The sequence below is a fragment of the Archangium lansingense genome (assembly GCF_026626635.1).
Lineage (GTDB): Bacteria > Myxococcota > Myxococcia > Myxococcales > Myxococcaceae > Archangium > Archangium lansingense.
This window is the reverse complement of sequence record NZ_JAPNKA010000001.1, coordinates 7,574,987-7,591,919: the sequence shown is the minus strand read 5'-3', so window position 1 is coordinate 7,591,919 and position 16,933 is coordinate 7,574,987. Positions and strand designations below refer to the sequence as shown.

Below are 16,933 nucleotides of genomic sequence, written 5' to 3'. Positions count from 1 at the left end.
CTTTGTTGAATTGACGGATGGCCGACGTTGTGCGCGCCCCGGCGTGGCTCATCTTCGTGAAGCCAACCACTGGGACACTTCGGCCAGCCGGGGGGCATTGCCGCGGCGTTGCCAGTCCTTCTGGGCCCGGGTGGCCAGTTCGAGGGCGCGAGGGCGATCCTGCTTCGACTCCCAGAGGGCCCGGGCCAGCACGAACCGCGTCTCCGTGGCCGCTTCCTCTGGCGCGAGCCTCGAGGCCCGCTCGAGCAACGGCACGGCGGCCGCGGGCCTGCCGCGTGCCAGTTGGAGCAATCCCAGTCCGGTGAGCGGCTCCGCCAGCCCGGCGTGCTCTTCCGGCTGTTGTTGCAGGGCCAGGGCGCGCTCCAGCCGGCGCTGCGCTTCCTCATATCGGCCCAGATGCGTGAGGGCCCGGCCCAGCAGGGTGAGCGGGATGGAGAGCGCCGGGTGCTGGGGACCCAGCACCTTCTCCAGCACCCCCAGCGCGCGCTCCAGCCGCGCCCTGGCCTCTTCATACCGGCCCAGGTCCGCGAGCACTCCCCCCACGTTGACGAGCACGACCGCTACATCCAGGTGTTCGGGCCCAAAGGTCTTCTCCTGGATGGCCAGCGCGCGCTCGAACCGCAGCCGCGCGTCTTCATACCGGCCCAGGCCCGCCAGGGCGATGCCCAGGCTGGTGAGCACCTTGGAGACGTTGGGGTGCTCAGGGCCCAGGGCCTTCTCCAGGATGGCCAGGGCGCGCTCATGCCGGGCCCGGGCCTCCTCGTACCTTCCCAGGTCCTGGAGCACGTTCCCCAGCTCGGCGAGCAGGGTCGCCGTCTGGGGATGATCGGGGCCCAGGGCCTTCTCCATGATGTCCAGGGCGCGTTCGTGGCGGGCCCGGGCCTCCTCGAACTGGCCCAGCCCCGTGAACACGATGCCCAGGGTGGCGAGCGATTGGGCCACCGTCACGTGCGTGGGACCCACCGTGTCCTGCTGAATGGCCAGGGCGCGTTCGAGCCGCTCCTTCGCCTCCGCGAGCCGGCCCATGCGCCGGAGCACGTTGCCCAGGTCCGTGAGCGCCAGGGCCACCTGGAGGTGGCTCTTTCCGTGGAGCCTCTCCCGAAGGGACAAGACGCGCTCGTAGTGCTCCCTGGCCTGCTCGAACTGGCCCACGTTGTCCAGCAGCCGGCCGCGCACCTGGAGCGAGTCCGCGCGAGTCGCCTCGTCGCCCGCCAGCTCCACCACCGTCTCCACCATCGGCGCCAGCACCTCGGCGTCCTTGGGACGGGCCTGGCGGATGCCCACCAGCAGCAGCCGAAGGTTCCACGCTTGCGCCGCCAGCACCGCATCCCTGCCCCTGGCCGCCTCGGAGATGGCCCGCAGCACCGTGTTCTCGCTGCCCTTGTAGTCGCCCGCGCCCTCCTGCAGCCGGGCTCGGAGCAGCAGGGTCCGCGCATTCAGGGGCGCATGGCCCACCGGCTCCACCTGGGGCAGCAGCTGCTCGCTCAGCACCAGCCCCTCTTCGTACTTTCCAGCGGAGAGCAGCACCGCCAGCGGCTCCACCCGCGCCTGCAGTGCTTCCACCCGCGCGCGCACCTGGGGATCCTCGGGAGGCGGCACCGCCGCCAACAGCGCCTGCACATCCGCGCAGTACTCCAGCGGCGGCAGTGCCTGCGCCACCGGCACCGCCTTGTCGACGAGCTCCGGATCCGGCCCTCGCCCCAGCAGTCCGGTGAAGGCCTGGAGCTGGCTGCGCCTCCGCTCCAGGCAGGCCTCCCGCAGCAGCGCGAGGCTCTGGGACCGAGGTGCCGCCGGGTGCGCGGCTGTCTCCTGGCACACCTCCACCCGCTGCTTCACCCAGGCCTGGGTGTACCCATCCAGCAGCCGCTCCACGCGCCGCGCGGTGTCCTTCGCATACGGCAGCCCCGTGGCCTCCATCGCCCGGGTGACGCGGGCCTTCACCGGCGCGTCCCACACTCCCTCCAGGCGGCGCTCCAGGCTCTCGCAGCCGGGGCCCTGCTGGCGCCCCCACGTCCACACCGCCAGCCCCGCGAGCAGCGCCACCGACACGGCCAGTCCGCCCATCCGCAGCCAGGTGCGGCGCCGCGCCTCGGGATCGTCCTCCAACCGCCGCAACACCTGCTCCAGGGAGCCGGGCCGCTGCATCGGGTCGGGGTGCAGACCCTGCGAGATCGCGCGGGAGACCCAGGCCGGTACCTGCGAGTCCTCGGGAGGAACCGGCGGCTGGCCCTCCTTGAGGCGGAGGATCGAGGCCATCGAGTCCATGGGGAAGGGGACCCGCCCATGGAGTGCCTCATGGAGCGAGGCACAAAAGGCATACACGTCGCTGCACACGTTCGCTGTCTGGCCTTGGAGCAGCTCGGGGGCCATGTACGCGGGCGTCCCCAGCACGGAGCCCGGCAGGGTGAGCGGCGCCTGCAGCGCCGAGGCGGGAATGGCGGTGACGGGCCGCGCGGTGTCACCCGGGGCGGACCCGGCACGTGCCAGACCAAAGTCCGTGACGCGCACCCGGCCGTCCTCGCCGACCAGGACATTGTCTGGCTTGAAATCGCGGTGAACGAGGCCCGCCGCGTGCGCGGCCGCCAGCCCGCGCCCCGCGTCCAGATAGGCTCCAATCACCTCCCGCCAGTGCCGGGGCGGGGTGTGCTGGCACCAACTCCGCAAGGTCTGTCCCTGGACGTACTCCATGGCGATGAAGACGGAGCCATCCTCGAGCGTCCCCGCGTCATAGACGGACACCACGTGGGGGTGATTGAGACGGGCCATGCTCTGCGCCTCACGCACCATGCGAACCTGGGCCAACCCATCACCGCCGCCGTCGGCCTCGCGCGAGCGCACCAGCTTCAGGGCCACGCGCCGATCCAGCCTCGCGTCATAGGCGGCCAACACCACGCCCATGCCGCCCTGGCCCAGGACGTCCAGCACGGTGTAGCGGCCCGCCAGGGCGTGTCCGGGAGCCACGTGGAAGCCACCGCTTCCTGAAGCAGGGGGCGTGTGCTCGGTAGGGCGCTCGCCTTCGGCGGGGGCTGGCCGTGGGTTGCCGACCGTGCGGGCTTCCCCGAGACCCGCCGTGCTCTCTTCCTGCTTGGGCTCACGCATCCCCGCCACCCCTCGTGTGATTCGCGAATGGGATACAGCCCATCCTTCACTTCCGCGCGCCTGTCAAATCGACCTGGAGCCCACGAGATGGAATGATGGGGCGATGGCACGAGGCAGGCGTGCGGCCTGCACGGAGAACGCGGATGCGCGCCCTGGGCGTCTTGATGCTGTGGCTGATGGTCACCCCGCTCGCGGCCGCCGAGCCGGAGAACACCGTGCCGTCCTCCGAGGAGAGGAAACGCGGGGACATGGCCGCCAGCGCGCGCTGCTCGGACGGTGGGGGAGACCTTCGCGAGCTCGAGCTCTGGGGGCGCTACCGCTGGGCGGTGAGCGCGGTGGTGGGGGGGGGACTGCTCCAGGCGGTGCTCATCGTCGTGCTGTTGCTGGAGCGGCGGAGGCGCAGGGGTGCCCAGCGGCTGAACCTGGCCGTGCTGGATTCGCTCCCGGGCGCGGTGGCCATTCTGGACAAGCAGGGCGCGGTGCTTCGGGCCAGCGCCCCCTCGGCCCAGCGCGAGGGGCTGGGCGCGTTGTCCACCCAGCGGCTCATCATCCCGGGCAGCTCCTATCTGCAGTCCCTCCAGAAGCTGGCGCACGCGGGAGAGCTCGAGACGGCGGGAGCGGCCACGCTGCTGGAGGACGTGTACTCGGGCCGGGTGGATGAGGGGATGGTGGAGTTCCGGGGCCACCGGGCGGACACCTGGTTCGAGCTGCGCGCCCGCCGGCTGGAGCTACCGGGCGGCGGCGCCGTGGTCACGGTGGTGGACGCGACTCCGCGCAGGCGTGCCGAGCTGGAGGCACGCCGGGCCCAGGACGAGCGGGCCCACATGGAGCGGGTCGCCGCGGTGGGCGAGCTGGGGGCCTCCATCGCCCATGAGCTGAACCAGCCCTTGTCGGCCATTCTCACCAACGCCGAGACGGCGCAGCGGCTGCTTCGGCACACGCAGGCCGATCTCTCCCTGCTGCGAGAGCTGATCGACGACATCATCGCCGACGACAAGCGGGCCGGAGAGATCATCCGCCGCACCCGGGCGCTGCTGAAGAAGGACCAGGGGCCCTTCACCTCCCATGACTTCAATGCGCTGGTCCGCCAGGTGGCGCAGCTGGCCGGCAATGACGTGCAGCTTCGGGGCGCCACCCTCACGCTGCAGCTGGCGGACACCCCGCTGCCCGTGAGGGGAGACGGGGTTCAGCTCCAGCAGGTGGTGCTCAACCTGATCATCAACGCGCTGGATGCGGTGAGCCCGTGCCAGCCCGGGGAGCGGCAGGTCTGGGTGCGCACCCTGGGGATGGAGGGGCGCGTGGAGCTGGAGGTGGAGGACACGGGCGTGGGTTTGAGTCCCGAGGTGCGCAAGCGCCTCTTCGAGCCGTTTTTCACCACCAAGCCGGCGGGACTGGGCATGGGCCTGTCCATCAGCCGCTCCATCCTCGAAGTGCACCAGGGCCGGCTGCAGCCGGAGCCCCGGCCGGGCCGTGGCACCCTGTTCCGGTGCTCCCTTCCGTCCGCCTAGGTGTTTGCGCCTCCACGTCAGACCGGTATGCGACGCAGGAGCTTCCGCGAGCACGGAGAGGACACACCCTCGTGTCGCCGCTGCTGAACGGGGCGAGGTTCACGCAGGTGTTGCCGGGGGAAGAGGATGTGGAGCAGGAGGACGAGGCGCTCGCGCTGGAGGACGCGGACGTCGAGTCGGGCGGGCTCAACAGCCGGTACACGTTGCGGTGAGACAGCTCGAGAAGGGGCGCCGCCACGTGCGGATCGCGTTCGTGGGCTGATCGGAAGCGGTGCCCGCTCAGTGCCTGCCCTGGGCGGACGCGGTGGAGGACTTGCCGGAAGAGGCGGTGGGCTTCACCGGTACAGGGGTCGCGGGCGTCACTTGCAACGCCGAGCCGAAGAACTGGATGAACGACACGGCCCCGACCTGCCCGCCACGCAGGCCCTGCCGCCGTGCCCTTCGGCGCTGCAGGGCGAACACCGCGCAGGAAGAGGGTGAGGACGTCCGAGAGCAGTCCCACGTTCTTGAGCTGCACCCACGCACCCGGTGCGGAAAGGACAGCGTCCACTGACGGTAGGGCACGTGCGGCAGCACCCGCTCCACCAGGTGCACCGCCGTCACATGCGCCCGCTTCGCGTTGCAGGACGGGCACACCCCGCGTCTCTTGCAAGAGAAGGCGACGAGAAGCTCGTCCTTGCAACTCTCACAGCGCACCCGTGCGAAGCCGTGCGCCAGCACCCCGCACTCCAGGTACCTGCTACGAGTCGTCTGACACCATTTTCGGCACGTTACCGGCGCTCTGCTGGACGGCTCTCGCCAGCACGCCCCCCACCACCTCGTTCACCTCCGCGCTAGGACGCAGCAGTAGCCGTCCCTGGAAGCACCTGGACGTGACGAAATAAAGACCCTCCTCCTGGAACATCCTCAGCGGCCAGCCCATCCCCATCTCCTGCGTACGAGCCGCCAAGCCGAGTGCACCCTGTGGGCCAACTCCAAGTCCTCAGAAAGACTCGGGAGCCGCTAGGTTCACCCGTCCACGCTGTTGACGCGCAAGCTGGTTGATGGGCGCGTGAGCGAGCTGGTTGATGGGCATCACGCCGGTGGTGGCGTGCCACCGTGGGTGATGGGGAGGGGTCCGGGGAGGGGGTGCTCGTGGGTTACAGAGGGGTGGCGGTGTCAGGCGACAGGAAGATTGACGCCCTCGGCGACAGTAGCTCTGACCCGACTCCGCCAGCGGTGAGGCCTCCGGTCTCACGCGGTCGGCCCACCGCTCCGTGACGAGGACGCTGTCCAGGGGCGCGTAGCGACTCGTGAAAGCGAGCCTGCCCTGGACGGCACCGCGGGCGCGGGGCACACGAGGCAGGGCGCCGCGCGCCGAGCCCAGGGAATCAACGTTGGTGACGCGAGGGGGTTCGTTTCTACTCTCGCTCTACAGGCGGCCGACTCCCCGCGGCGGGAGATGATGGAGCCGCGGCGAAAGGAGCCGAGCTGCGCTCGCGCGGCATCGAAGTGGAAGCTGTCCCGGATGCGCGCGGTAGCACACCCAGCGGCAGGGCACACCCGTCCCGTCCAGCCTTGCTGTCCGACGCGCAGCCAGGGGCGTGGGCGTGCGTGGGCAGGCCGGATTCGGGCACCGTATGCAGGCCGACTCCCCCCAACCCGGTGGGCGGTTCGGCGCCTGCGCCGGAGCGCGGATGCCCATCACCTCACATGGCTGGCCCCGGCGAACGCCTGGTGGGGCCGTACACGCCTTGCAGCGGTAGCGACGGCACGCCACCTCCCTCTTCACTCCCACCCCTCCTGAGACCACGGGCCCTCTCTGCTGCCGCTGCACCACTCCATGCCCGTGTATCCACACCTCTCCCCCCTCGTAGGCTGGCTGGCCGCACTTCGGACACGTGCGTGGACGGGCCGCATCGGCGCTGGGCGGCGACACATCGCTCCGCCCGCTCATGAGCGGGCTCCCCCCGGTTGCTGGCTTCTGCTCCATGTTCGTCTTGTCGCGCAGCCCAGGGGCGGGTGGCTCTGTCCACCGCGGGACTCCCCCCTGCTCATTGCCATGCGGCTCCGCTCTCCTCGTGCACCCGCTCTACTCCTGCTCCTGCGCGTTGACACGGACCGGCCAGGGCGGGAGAGGCTCGCCCAACCCACGGGCTCGTGGCCATCCCATCAGCCAACGTGCCTCGCCTTTCCAGTCTCGGTGATGGGCTACCCCTGCCCGCTGGAGGCTTGCCCATCACCCAACTCGCTCATTTTGGCCCGCTTTTCCCTCATCCAGCGTGCTCGGTAACACCACGCCAAGTCTCATTCTGGCGCGAGTCCTTCGGTTCGAGTCTTTTGACACCGTCTCGAGACACCGTCTCCGCGGACATCACGCCGCCGGGCCGCGTCCTCGAGTGAGAGGCTGGCCAGAGCTCGTCATGTTTGCAGAAGCGCCCTAGGAGCTTGTCGGAGAATCGCCGAAAAACGACTCCTACATACCAACCATAGCGGTGTGTTTGAGTCGCACTACCCCTCATGTAGTGGGTAGCCGAGGTATTCCGACAGGCTCCTAGGAGCGTGTCGGCGAATCGGCCAGAGGTACGGTAGCGCGTAGCGGGAGCGATATGGCGCCCCAGGTGCGGATGCCGTGGAGCCGCGACCGCCGTGCGGCGACCTGCTCCGCTACGCCGCCTGCGCGGCCAGGCTGGGCAGTTCCCACCCCAGCTTCCACAACTTCTTCAGGTTGTGGACGGCACACGCCAGCGAGAATTCCCCTTGCACCTTGGTGAGGCCCCTCAGCGAGAAGCGTGGCAGGACTGTGTTCTTCACCTGCCCGATGACAGGCTCGGCTGTCACCTTGCGCCGCGCGTACGCCTTGCGTCCCCGCTTCGTCAAAATCTTGCGCTTCATTCGCTCCTTGAAGCTCAGTCCCGCCGGCGGGCGTCCTCGAGGAGCTGGCGGCGCTTCCTCTCCGTGCTTGCCGCGCCCGGTGGCCACAAAGCACTCCACCCCCTTGTCCTCCACCTTCTCAATGTCCTCCTGGCTCAGGTAGCCCGTGTCCGCACTCAGCTCCTTGGGCACCAGTCCCGTGTTGGCTTCCACCTGCTCCACCATGGGGGCCAGCTGGCGTGCATCACTGGTGCTCTGCCCCACTTCCTGGGCCACTATCAGTTGCGTGTCCGCGTCCGCTGCCACCTGTGCGTTGTAGGACTGCTGGAAGGCGCCTGCCCGCGGCATTATTCTCGATTCCGGGTCGGTGAAATTGCGCTGCGCCTTCTCGGAGGGCTTCGCCTCCTCCGGGTTTTCACCCCTGGCCCCAGCCTTCTCCCTGGCCTCCTTCTCCAAGTCCTCCTTGGCCTCGCGAATCTTCTCCCGGCGCTTCTCCTTCTCCACCGCCAGCTCGAGCTTCTTCTCCGCCTCCAGCTCACGCGCGGCCTGCCGCAGCCGCTCGGCGCGCTTCTCTGGATTCTTCAGCTCCTCGGGCAGCTCATCCCCGCGTCGCCCCTTGCCGTAGCGCCTGTCCTCCTCCGCATCCAGCGCCGCGGCCTCCGCAAGCAGCCTGTCTATCTGCTCGTCCAGCTTCTTCATGGACTCCTCCATTCGTCCGTAGCTCATCGCCTTGTGCTTGCTGGCGTTGGCCTTCCATTTCGAGCCATCCACCGCCAGGTGCCCCAGCTTCTTGAGCCCCGAGCCGCGCGCCAGCCTCAGCGTGTCCACGAAGAGCGCTCGGAAGGCTTCCAGGTGCCTCACCCTGAAGGTGCACACCGTGTCGTGGTCCGGCCTCTCTCCTCCCGTCAGGTAGCGGAAGGCGATGTCCGTCTCGCACCTCCTCTCAATCTCCCGGCTGCTCGTAATGCCTCGCGCGTACGCGTACATGAGCAGCAACGTCATCATCACCGGGTGGTAGGGCGGCTGACCGCACTCCTGGGTGTACGCCTTCAGAATGGCGCTGAAGTCGAGCGTCTTGCGCAGCTCGACGAAGAAGCACGCCAGGTGCCCCTCTCCCAGCACTTCCCTCGCGTACTGCGGTAGCAACTGGCCCTGCTCCGGCTGCCACTCCCGGAACGGTCTCGGCGAGGCGTAGCGGGCGGAGCTCTTCGTCTCCTCCCGCTCCGGCTTCTCGCTGGTTGCTACTTCCAACAGGGCGGCCTGCTCCGGCTTCTTCCTCGAGGTGGTGCTCACCCTCCACCTTCAACCAGAACTCGCCTCCCCTCTGAAGGACCACCTGGGGCGTCACTCCTCTTCCCCACCCTCCAAGGTGGGGTTTTCCGACACGCTCCTAGGCCATCGGGAGGCCCTCCCCGGCTGTCCGCACTCGAACAGGGCCTAATCCGCACTATGCGCATTGACAGCCGCCTCCTCGGTCGTCTGCTGAGTGAGAGGGGAAGGACTTCCCTTTTGGGAGGGGCTTGTTTCCCGCCAATTTCTCGAAGTAGATGTTTGGCTGGGCTTTCTGGCCCTTCGTAGCCTCGCAAGGGTTCACGCGCCTTGGTGAAACCGCCTGGGCAGTGAGAGCGCCTAACAAAAATCAGGATTTAGGCCTCGGAAGAGTATCAGGCAGCTACCCAGAACGAGGAGGCCGAAGTGGACATCGTCCCGCCGTTCATCTCGCACGCGCAGGCGCCGCTGCTGGTTCTTCCACGCGTTGGTTCGCTCCACTACCCACCGATGCCGCCCCAGCCGCTGCTTCGATTCGACGCCAGGCCGCGCAATGCGTGCGGTAACGCCGCGTCGGCGCAAGCCCCGACGGTTCTTGCGCGAAGAGTACGCCTTGTCAGCGTGCAGTTTGCCGGGCCGATGACGGGGACGACCACGAGGCTGCTTCACCTCAGGCACAGCATCGAGCAGCGGGAACAGCTCGTGCGTGTCGTGGACGTTGGCCCCTGTCAGGCTCTCTGCCAGAGGCTGGCCCTTGGCGTCGACGAGAAGATGATGCTTGCTGCCCGCCTTCGCTCTGTCCGTCGGGTTCTTGCCCGTGAGGGCCCCCCTTTTGAGGCTCGGACCGATGAGGAGTCGATCGAGGCGCGACTGAAGTCCACCAGGCCCTGCTGTCCCAACTCGTTGAGCAGGTTGCGTTGGAGCTGCTCGAACACCCCAGCACGCGTCCACTGCTCCAGGCGCCTCCAGGCCGTCATCCCCGACAAGCCGAACTGCTTCTGCGGGAGCAGCTCCCATGGGATGCCAGTCCTGAGCACGAAGACGATGGCCTCCAAGGCGGCTCGGTCGTCTGCCCGTGGCCGGCCACGCCCGGACTTCTTCTTCTTGGGAACCGGCAGCAGCGGAGCGACTCTCTCCCACAGCGCGTCCGGTACGAGTTCGCGAGTCATGGGCCCCAGGTGCTCATGGTCCGCCTATTCGTCCACCGTACCGTCCACCCTCAAACCTTATTTTTGTTAGGCGCTCTGAGTCTTTTTCAATTTGTTTGAATTTAGTTTTCAGTCGTTTTCATTCAAAGGAATCACCGTGCTTGGCTTGCCTGCGGAAGGCCTTGCGCGGTCATGGACATGAACAAGCGTAGACACTTCAAGAACCTGGCAGCGCCCCTCCTGACAGTCCTGCTGGGATGCACCCTCGCGGCTTGCGGCGGAGTCGAAGACCCATCGCAGGACAGTGACCACTCGGCTGCGAATCTTCGCCTCCCCGCAGATTCACTTCCGTATCCCGAGTGTGGCGATGGGTTGTGTGACATCTCCGAGGTGGACTGGTGCAGCATTGACTGTGGATATGAGCCGTCCCCCTGTGGTGATGGGTACTGCAGTGGCTCCGAGAGCTGCTCGACTTGCGACGTGGACTGCGGCCCGTGCTACAACCCGAACGTCATCAACGTTCCGGGAACGACCCAGCAGGCGTCGATGAGCGACCTGTACGCTCGCGCCCAGGCTCTGGGCGTTCCTCCTTCTGTCGCGGGCGTGCCCAATATCGAGACCTTCCTGCAGAGCGGCTACCTCGGCGGTGGTTCCGTTATGTCCCTCTATCCGACGGGCGCCACCAGTGTTCAGGACTTCATCAACAAGCTGTTCCAGAACGGCATCTGGCAGAACCCGAGCTCCGGCCAGACCTCGACGGTGTTGGCGCCGGATGCGCTCGGGTGCCAGCTCAAGCAGGTCGATGAGCGGTACAATCCAGAGGAGCTCGTGAGCTTCGACGCGGGCGCCGGCCTGCTGTTTCCTTCCGCGCTCAATCAAGGCAGGTACGTCAATCTCGGCCTCGGTGCTCTCACGCCGCTGCATGTCCCCTACCCACAGCGGAAGCCTGTCAAGCTCGTGGCCACCTTCTACCAGACGGCCACTGCTCCCACCGCCACGTCCACCGATGTCTATAACTCCATCGGCCAGCTGATCCAGGCAGCCAACGCCCAGGGTGCCATCACCCAGTCCAACACCTACTTCGAGATGAAGAGCGCCTCCTCGTTGGAGGAGGCCGCCGCGAAGTTCAAGCTGGATGCGAAGATCCTGGGCGGTAACATCAGCGCCAGTTTCAGCTCGACGACCAGCACCCAGAGCAACACGGTCTTCGTCCGGTTCTCCCAGAGCCTGTTCACGATCTTCCAGGACCTGCAGGGCTTCACCCCGGCCCTTGGCGAGTTCAATCCCGCCAATTTCCTCGTCTCGGACCTAAACAAGCTGGGAGACGCGGGTGAGCTGGGGTACGACAACCTGCCGACCTACGTCCGGGCCGTGACGTACGGCCGCATGCTGCTGTTCTCCGTCTCGTCCAGCACCTCCAAGGCGGAGTTGGAGGCCGCCGTCAATGCCGTCTACGGCCCGTTCAGCGGCTCCGCGACGGCCCAGCAGCGGAAGATCATCCAGAACAGCCAGATGAGACTCTTCGCGTATGGCGGCCCCTCCGAGCCGGCCATCGCCGTCATCAAGTCTGGTGTTTGGCAGGACTACTTCACCCTGCAGAACGTCCCGCTCGCGAGCCTCAAACCCATTGGCTATGAGGTGCGGCGCCTGGATGACCAGCTCGCCACCATGTCGCGCACCACCCGCTATACGGAGCGCGTCTGCCCGGGGGAGCGCAAGATCCGGGTCGAGCTGTCCGACGTCTACAAAGATGCCAAGCTCTACGTCAAGAAGGCTACGAGCACCACGTGGCAGGAGATCATGTCTGTCTCCGGCAGTTCCTCCAGCGGTGGCTACAATAGCGTGGAGATCAACTCCCATCTGGTTGGCGCGGATGACGAAATCAAGGTCGTCTCCGTTGTTGGACAGCCTGGATTCCTCAAGTCCTACCAGAGCCGGGTGAAGCTGAAGATCTTCGTCGATGGGGTCGAGAAGGTGAACCAGTACTACTCCTGCACCTACTGCCACTCCAGGGAGCCTGTCTGGGTCTACACCGTCAACAAGTACACCGGGGATGTCGTCCAGAAGCAGCTGTGACGGAAGCTCCGCGAAACGCTGGCCGCTGATTCGAGAGAGCAGCGGCCAGCGAGAATGAAGGCAATTCCCTGCCGCCTGCATCGCCGCAGGCGGCTTTTTCTTTTCGAGGGCCGTTTCCAGGTCGCTCCCCATCGCTGGCGAGCCAGTGGAGAGGCCCGGGCGTGTTCGGGCACCTGGTGCAGGCAGCGCTCCCGGAGCGCGAGCTCTGGAATGTCCTCGGCACGGGTGCGCAGGCACTGCAATGTCCGCCGCAGGGCGGCTTCCCCGCATCGACGTCTCCAGCGATGCAACGGGACTCGGCCAGCGCGAGGTAGCTCCTCACGGCCCGCTCCGGTACAGGAGCGCCAGGAACAGCGGTCCGGAGCATAGGAAGGACTGGGCCCTGTTGGGCGGGCGCAGTGGAGTTAGGGCGGGCGCCAGGAGGGCAGGGAGACACGCCGTGCGCGAGGCGGAGCGCCGACAAGAAGGCGTGCCCCAACATGGTGAGCCGCGCCCGAAGCATGCGGCGGGCCAATGTCAGTCTCCTCTCGGAACGTCCCCGGTCGTCACTCCGCCATTCCAGAGCGCATTCCGAAAACGAGACAGCTCACGGGGAGAGGGATTGAGGCGGTCGTGGCGCCTTCATGATCGGGATGTAGCACTTGCCCTGGTACTCGGCGTGGTCCTCATCGCACGGCGGACGGCGCTCAATCGCTATCCAGCAGCCGCCGTTGATTGCGACATGGTCCGCCTTGGTGCGGCAGGGCGGCCTGACCTGGTTTGGGAAGGGCTTGTCAGGAAGCGGGTAGGCGATACCCGCTGGGCCTCGCATCTCGCCATCGATCAGGAATGAGGACGAAATTCCGGCGTCCGCCAGCTCACCGATACCGGGAGTCGGCGGGGGTGGTGTGGGAGACTCCACCGGACGCGTTCCCGTGCCCAACCAGAACCCCGCGCTCAGCACGAGCACGGCGAGTCCCGCTACCGCCAGTCGTTTCAGCGAAGGGAACCCCAGCCTCCGGCCCATCGGCGTGCCGGTCAGGTGGGCACGCATCCTGGCGTTGTCCCTCACGGCCTCAATCCCCGCGAGCAGTAGGGTGAGCAAGTCAGCCAGTTCCGCCAACCTGCCCGAGGCCGGTGCCCGCTCCATTTCCAGCGCGATGAAGGGGGGCGTGACCTGGAATGAGGCGCGCACCTGCCAGCTCTTCTTGGGTCCCCAGGTGGGCCTTGAGCCGGGCAGCATCACCAGGGCCGGGGCCCCCGTCTGGACGTTGCACGCCTCGTGGATGTGGCCCAGTTCCGCCGCCGCGTGCTTGTGCCGTTTTCCGAGTTGGAACGGGCCCAACCTCCTGTCCTTCTTCTTCGTGGCCGTCATGCGCAGTCCTCTCTCGCTCTTCCCTACCACGCCCGAGTGGCGTCAGCGGAAGCCCGGTGCGCTCGACTCATACCACGTCTGGCGTCCCCTCCGAGGGGAGAACTCACGAGGTCATGCCCGCGATGAAGCGCTCCAGCGCCTCAGCCGCGGAGCCCTCCTGCGGCAGGAGCATGAACAGCGGATCCGCCACCATGGTCATAGTGGACTCCTGAGGGTCATGCGGGGACTACCCTCACCCCCCCGCCCTCTCCCAGCGGGAGAGGGTGCATGCGCAACCCGAGTCAGGCGAGAGAGAAAGCCCGGGCGAGGGTGATGACTTCGACGCGGATGGCACCGGCCTCGCGGAGTGCGGTGGCGGCGGCTCGGACGGTGGCCCCCGTGGTGAGCACGTCGTCCACGAGGAGGAACTCTCCGCCTGCTACGGACGGAGATGCGGTAGGAGAAGACGTCCACTTTGAAGGTGCGTTTGAGGAGTCCGGCCCAATCGAGCCCCGGGGCGCGCTGACGCTTTTGGTGGGAGGTCGCCGCCGATAGTGCCTCCTGCTCGCCAGGGACCGCTGCTGCGGGCACCAGAAGAAATGGCCGCAGTTTCGCGCCAGGGGCGAAGACGCCATGGAAGCGCGTCAAGTTCATCCTGGGCAGGGGCACCAAACTGGTCAGGCGGCGGAGCAGTTCTATCCCAGTCCCACCGCCCCCAGGCCCGTGCCGTGACTACGCCGTGGCGGCGCGCACCACCCGGAGCAGCTCGCCGGAGTCGATGAGCTCGCAGACGGCCTCGATGTCGCGGTGGATCTCCCGGTCCTTCTCCATGGTGGGCACGCGGCTGCGCACCAGCTCGTGCGCGGCGCGAGGCCCCCGGCCCGCCTTCACCGGCAGCCGGAAGTCCAGCGCCTGGCTCGCCACCAGGATTTCAATGGCCAGACACGTGCGCGTGAAGTCCGCCACCTGACGGCCCTTGAGCGCCGCCGTCATGCCCATGGACACGTGGTCCTCGCGGCCGGCCGAGGACGGAATCGAGTCCACCGAGGCGGGGTGGCACAGCACGCGCGACTCAGCCACGAGCGCCGCGCTGGTCACCTGGGCGATCATGAAGCCCGAGTTGAGGCCCGAGTTCTTCGCCAGGAACGGGGGCAGGTTGGACAGCGCCGGGTTGACGAGCTGCTCCACGCGCCGCTCGCTGATGGAGGACAGCTGGGTGAGCGCCATCGCCGTCACGTCCATGGCCAACGAGATGGGCTGGCCGTGGAAGTTGCCGCCCGAGACGATCCGGTTGCCCTCCACGAAGACGAGCGGATTGTCCGTGGCGCTGTTGACCTCGACCTCGAGGATGCGCCGCGCGAAGGCGAACCCCTCGCGGGCCGCGCCGTGCACCTGCGGCATGCAGCGCAGCGAGTAGGGATCCTGCACCTTGCTGCAGTTGACGTGCGTCTCCACCAGATCGCTACCGGCCAGCAGCTTCAGCAGGTGGGCGGCGCAGGCCTTCTGGCCCTCATGGGGGCGCACGTCCTGGATCTCCGGGATGAAGGGCTTGTGGCTGCCGAGCAGGCCCTCCAGCGTCATGGAGCCGGCGATGTCCGCCACGGTGGCGAGCGACTCGGCGCGAAGCTGGAGCAGGGTGCCCACGGCGCACATGGCCTGGGTGCCGTTGACGAGCGCCAGGCCCTCCTTGGCCTCCAGCACCACCGGCTTCAGCCCCGCGCGCTCCAGCGCCTGACGGGCCGGCATCCGCTGGCCCTCGAAGAAGGCCTCGCCCTCGCCGATGAAGACGAGCGCCAGGTGCGCCAGCGGCGCCAGGTCTCCCGAGGCGCCCACGCTGCCCCGCTCGGGCACCACCGGCACCACGTCCTTGTTGAGCATGTCCAGCGCCAGCTGCAGCGTCTCCAGGCGGATGCCCGAGAAGCCCTTGGCCAGCACGTTGCAACGCAGCAGCAACAGGGCGCGCGCCTCGGGCAGCGGCATGGGCGTGCCCACGCCGGCCGCGTGCGAGAGGATGAGGTTGCGCTGCAGCTCACGCAGGTCCTTCTTGTCGATGCGCACCTCGGCCAGGGTGCCGAAGCCGGTGTTGATGCCGTAGGAGGGGGTATCCCCGGCGGCAACGCGCTCCACGAGGTCGCGAGAGGCCCGGACGCAGGCCTCGGACTCGGGCGTGAGCTGCACGAGCGCCTCGTTACGGGCGACCTGCAGGATGTCCTCCAGCCGGAGGGTATCACCATCGATCAGAAGGCGGGGGCGGTACATGTCGGGAGCTCCAGGCAACAAGGGCGGCGGTACTGACGATGGGCGCCCCTATATCCCAACAGCTGTCCGTGTGCAGCCCGTCCGCTCAGGGAGCTTTTGACAGCCGGATGCCACCTCACTACCTTGACGCGCCGTTCCAGGAGGAACCAGCCAACGTGGCCTTGATCGTCCAGAAGTACGGCGGCACCTCGGTGGGCGACACCGAGCGGATGAAGAACGTGGCGCGGCGCTGCATCGCGGCCCAGAAGGCGGGCAACGATGTGGTCGTCGTCGTCTCCGCGATGTCCGGAGAGACCAACCGCCTGCTGAAACTCGTTGCCCAGATCACCGACCGGCCGAGCGAGCGCGAGCAGGATGTGGTGGTGGCGACCGGCGAGCAGGTGTCCATCGGCCTGGTGGCGATGGCCATCCAGGCGCAGGGGGGGCTGGCCACCAGCTTCCTCGGCTACCAGGTGCAGATCGTCACCGACAGCATCTTCTCCAAGGCCCGCATCAAACGCATCGACGCCGAGAAGATCGTCGAGGCGCTCAAACAGAAGCACATCGTGGTGGTGGCCGGCTTCCAGGGTCAGGACGAGCAGGGCAACGTCACCACGCTGGGGCGCGGCGGCTCGGACACCACGGCGGTGGCACTGGCCGCGGCGCTCAAGGCCGACTCCTGTGAGATCTACACGGACGTGGACGGCGTCTATACGACCGACCCCAACGTGTGCCCCGCGGCGCGCAAGCTGGATCGCATCTCCTACGAGGAGATGCTCGACCTGGCCAGCGTGGGCGCCAAGGTCCTGCAGATTCGCTCGGTCGAGTTCGCGATGAAGTACAAGGTGCCGCTCTGGGTGAAGTCCTCCTTCACGGACGACCCGGGGACCCTGGTGTGTGAGGAGGACAAGTCGATGGAGAACGTGATCGTCAGCGGCATCGCCTACGACAAGAACGAGGCGAAGCTCGCCATCAGCGGCGTGCCGGACATTCCGGGTGTGGCCGCGAGGATCTTCGGCGCGCTCGACGAGCAGAACGTCGTGGTGGACCTGATTGTCCAGACCGCCTCGAGGGACGGCAAGACGGACCTGTCCTTCACGGTGGGCAAGACGGACCTGGTCAAGGCCAAGGAAGTGGTCGAGAAGGTGGCCAAGGAGATCAACGCCGGCGGTCTGGAGACGGATGGCGACGTGGCCAAGGTCTCCATCGTGGGCGTGGGCATGCGCAACCACTCGGGCGTGGCGGCGAAGATGTTCCAGATCCTCGCCAGCGAGGGCATCAACATCCAGCTCATCTCCACCTCGGAGATCAAGGTCTCCTGCCTCATCCAGTCGAAGTACACGGAGCTGGCCGTCCGGGCGCTGCACACGGCGTTCGGTCTGGACAAGCCTGCCTCGGCGAGCTGAGCG

General features: G+C 67.4%; 11 protein-coding genes and 1 pseudogene. 4 read left to right on the top strand and 8 right to left on the bottom strand.

Annotation, left to right across the window (positions count from 1 at the left end; all coding sequences use genetic code 11):
- Positions 1–48 precede the first annotated feature (48 nt).
- Positions 49–3,099 (bottom strand): serine/threonine-protein kinase, encoded by a 3,051-nt coding sequence (locus tag OV287_RS30285; protein ID WP_267537523.1) that lies wholly within the window; start codon positions 3,097–3,099, stop codon positions 49–51.
- Between the two features lie 143 nt (positions 3,100–3,242).
- Here OV287_RS30285 and OV287_RS30280 point away from each other — a divergent pair, with 143 nt between their 5' ends.
- Both OV287_RS30280 and OV287_RS30275 read left to right on the top strand, forming a co-directional pair.
- On the top strand, positions 3,243–4,607 hold the full coding sequence (locus tag OV287_RS30280) for a sensor histidine kinase (RefSeq protein WP_267537522.1): 1,365 nt from the start codon (positions 3,243–3,245) through the stop codon (positions 4,605–4,607).
- Positions 4,608–4,678: 71 nt separating this feature from the next.
- Positions 4,679–4,819 (top strand): hypothetical protein, encoded by a 141-nt coding sequence (locus tag OV287_RS30275; RefSeq protein ID WP_267537521.1) that lies wholly within the window; start codon positions 4,679–4,681, stop codon positions 4,817–4,819.
- A gap of 312 nt (positions 4,820–5,131) precedes the next feature.
- Here OV287_RS30275 and OV287_RS56505 read toward each other — a convergent pair.
- The 4 genes and pseudogenes from OV287_RS56505 to OV287_RS30255 all read right to left on the bottom strand — a co-directional run.
- Positions 5,132–5,342 (bottom strand): annotated as a pseudogene (locus OV287_RS56505) (transposase zinc-binding domain-containing protein); the annotation flags it as partial.
- Between the two features lie 4 nt (positions 5,343–5,346).
- Positions 5,347–5,529 carry a hypothetical protein gene (locus OV287_RS30265; protein ID WP_267537519.1) on the bottom strand — a complete coding sequence of 61 codons (183 nt, stop codon included), beginning with the start codon at positions 5,527–5,529 and terminating at the stop codon, positions 5,347–5,349.
- Positions 5,530–7,253: 1,724 nt separating this feature from the next.
- Positions 7,254–8,753, bottom strand: a complete 1,500-nt coding sequence (locus tag OV287_RS30260) for an IS1182 family transposase (RefSeq protein ID WP_267535556.1) — start codon at positions 8,751–8,753, stop codon at positions 7,254–7,256.
- A 336-nt stretch (positions 8,754–9,089) separates the two neighbouring features.
- Positions 9,090–9,898 (bottom strand): IS5 family transposase gene (locus OV287_RS30255; protein ID WP_267534258.1). Its coding sequence is split into 2 segments (ribosomal slippage): positions 9,090–9,550 and positions 9,550–9,898, totalling 810 coding nucleotides; the frame shifts between segments, so codons are not numbered across the junction.
- A 525-nt stretch (positions 9,899–10,423) separates the two neighbouring features.
- Between OV287_RS30255 and OV287_RS30250 the strand changes: the two genes are divergently transcribed.
- Entirely contained in the window at positions 10,424–11,953 is a 1,530-nt protein-coding gene (locus OV287_RS30250; protein ID WP_267537518.1) for a thiol-activated cytolysin family protein, read from the top strand.
- A 586-nt stretch (positions 11,954–12,539) separates the two neighbouring features.
- Here the strand turns inward: OV287_RS30250 and OV287_RS30245 are convergent.
- The 3 genes from OV287_RS30245 to hutH all read right to left on the bottom strand — a co-directional run bounded on the left by OV287_RS30245 (position 12,540) and on the right by hutH (position 15,545).
- On the bottom strand, positions 12,540–13,307 hold the full coding sequence (locus tag OV287_RS30245; RefSeq protein ID WP_267537517.1) for a hypothetical protein: 768 nt from the start codon (positions 13,305–13,307) through the stop codon (positions 12,540–12,542).
- A gap of 281 nt (positions 13,308–13,588) precedes the next feature.
- Positions 13,589–13,921, bottom strand: coding sequence for a ComF family protein (locus tag OV287_RS30240; RefSeq protein WP_267537516.1), 333 nt, complete (start codon positions 13,919–13,921; stop codon positions 13,589–13,591).
- Between the two features lie 97 nt (positions 13,922–14,018).
- Positions 14,019–15,545: a histidine ammonia-lyase gene (gene hutH, locus OV287_RS30235; RefSeq protein WP_267537515.1), complete on the bottom strand. Its 1,527-nt coding sequence runs from the start codon at positions 15,543–15,545 to the stop codon at positions 14,019–14,021.
- Positions 15,546–15,700: 155 nt separating this feature from the next.
- On the opposite strand from hutH, the gene OV287_RS30230 reads away from it, so the two are divergent.
- On the top strand, positions 15,701–16,930 hold the full coding sequence (locus tag OV287_RS30230) for an aspartate kinase (RefSeq protein WP_267537514.1): 1,230 nt from the start codon (positions 15,701–15,703) through the stop codon (positions 16,928–16,930).
- Positions 16,931–16,933 lie beyond the last annotated feature (3 nt).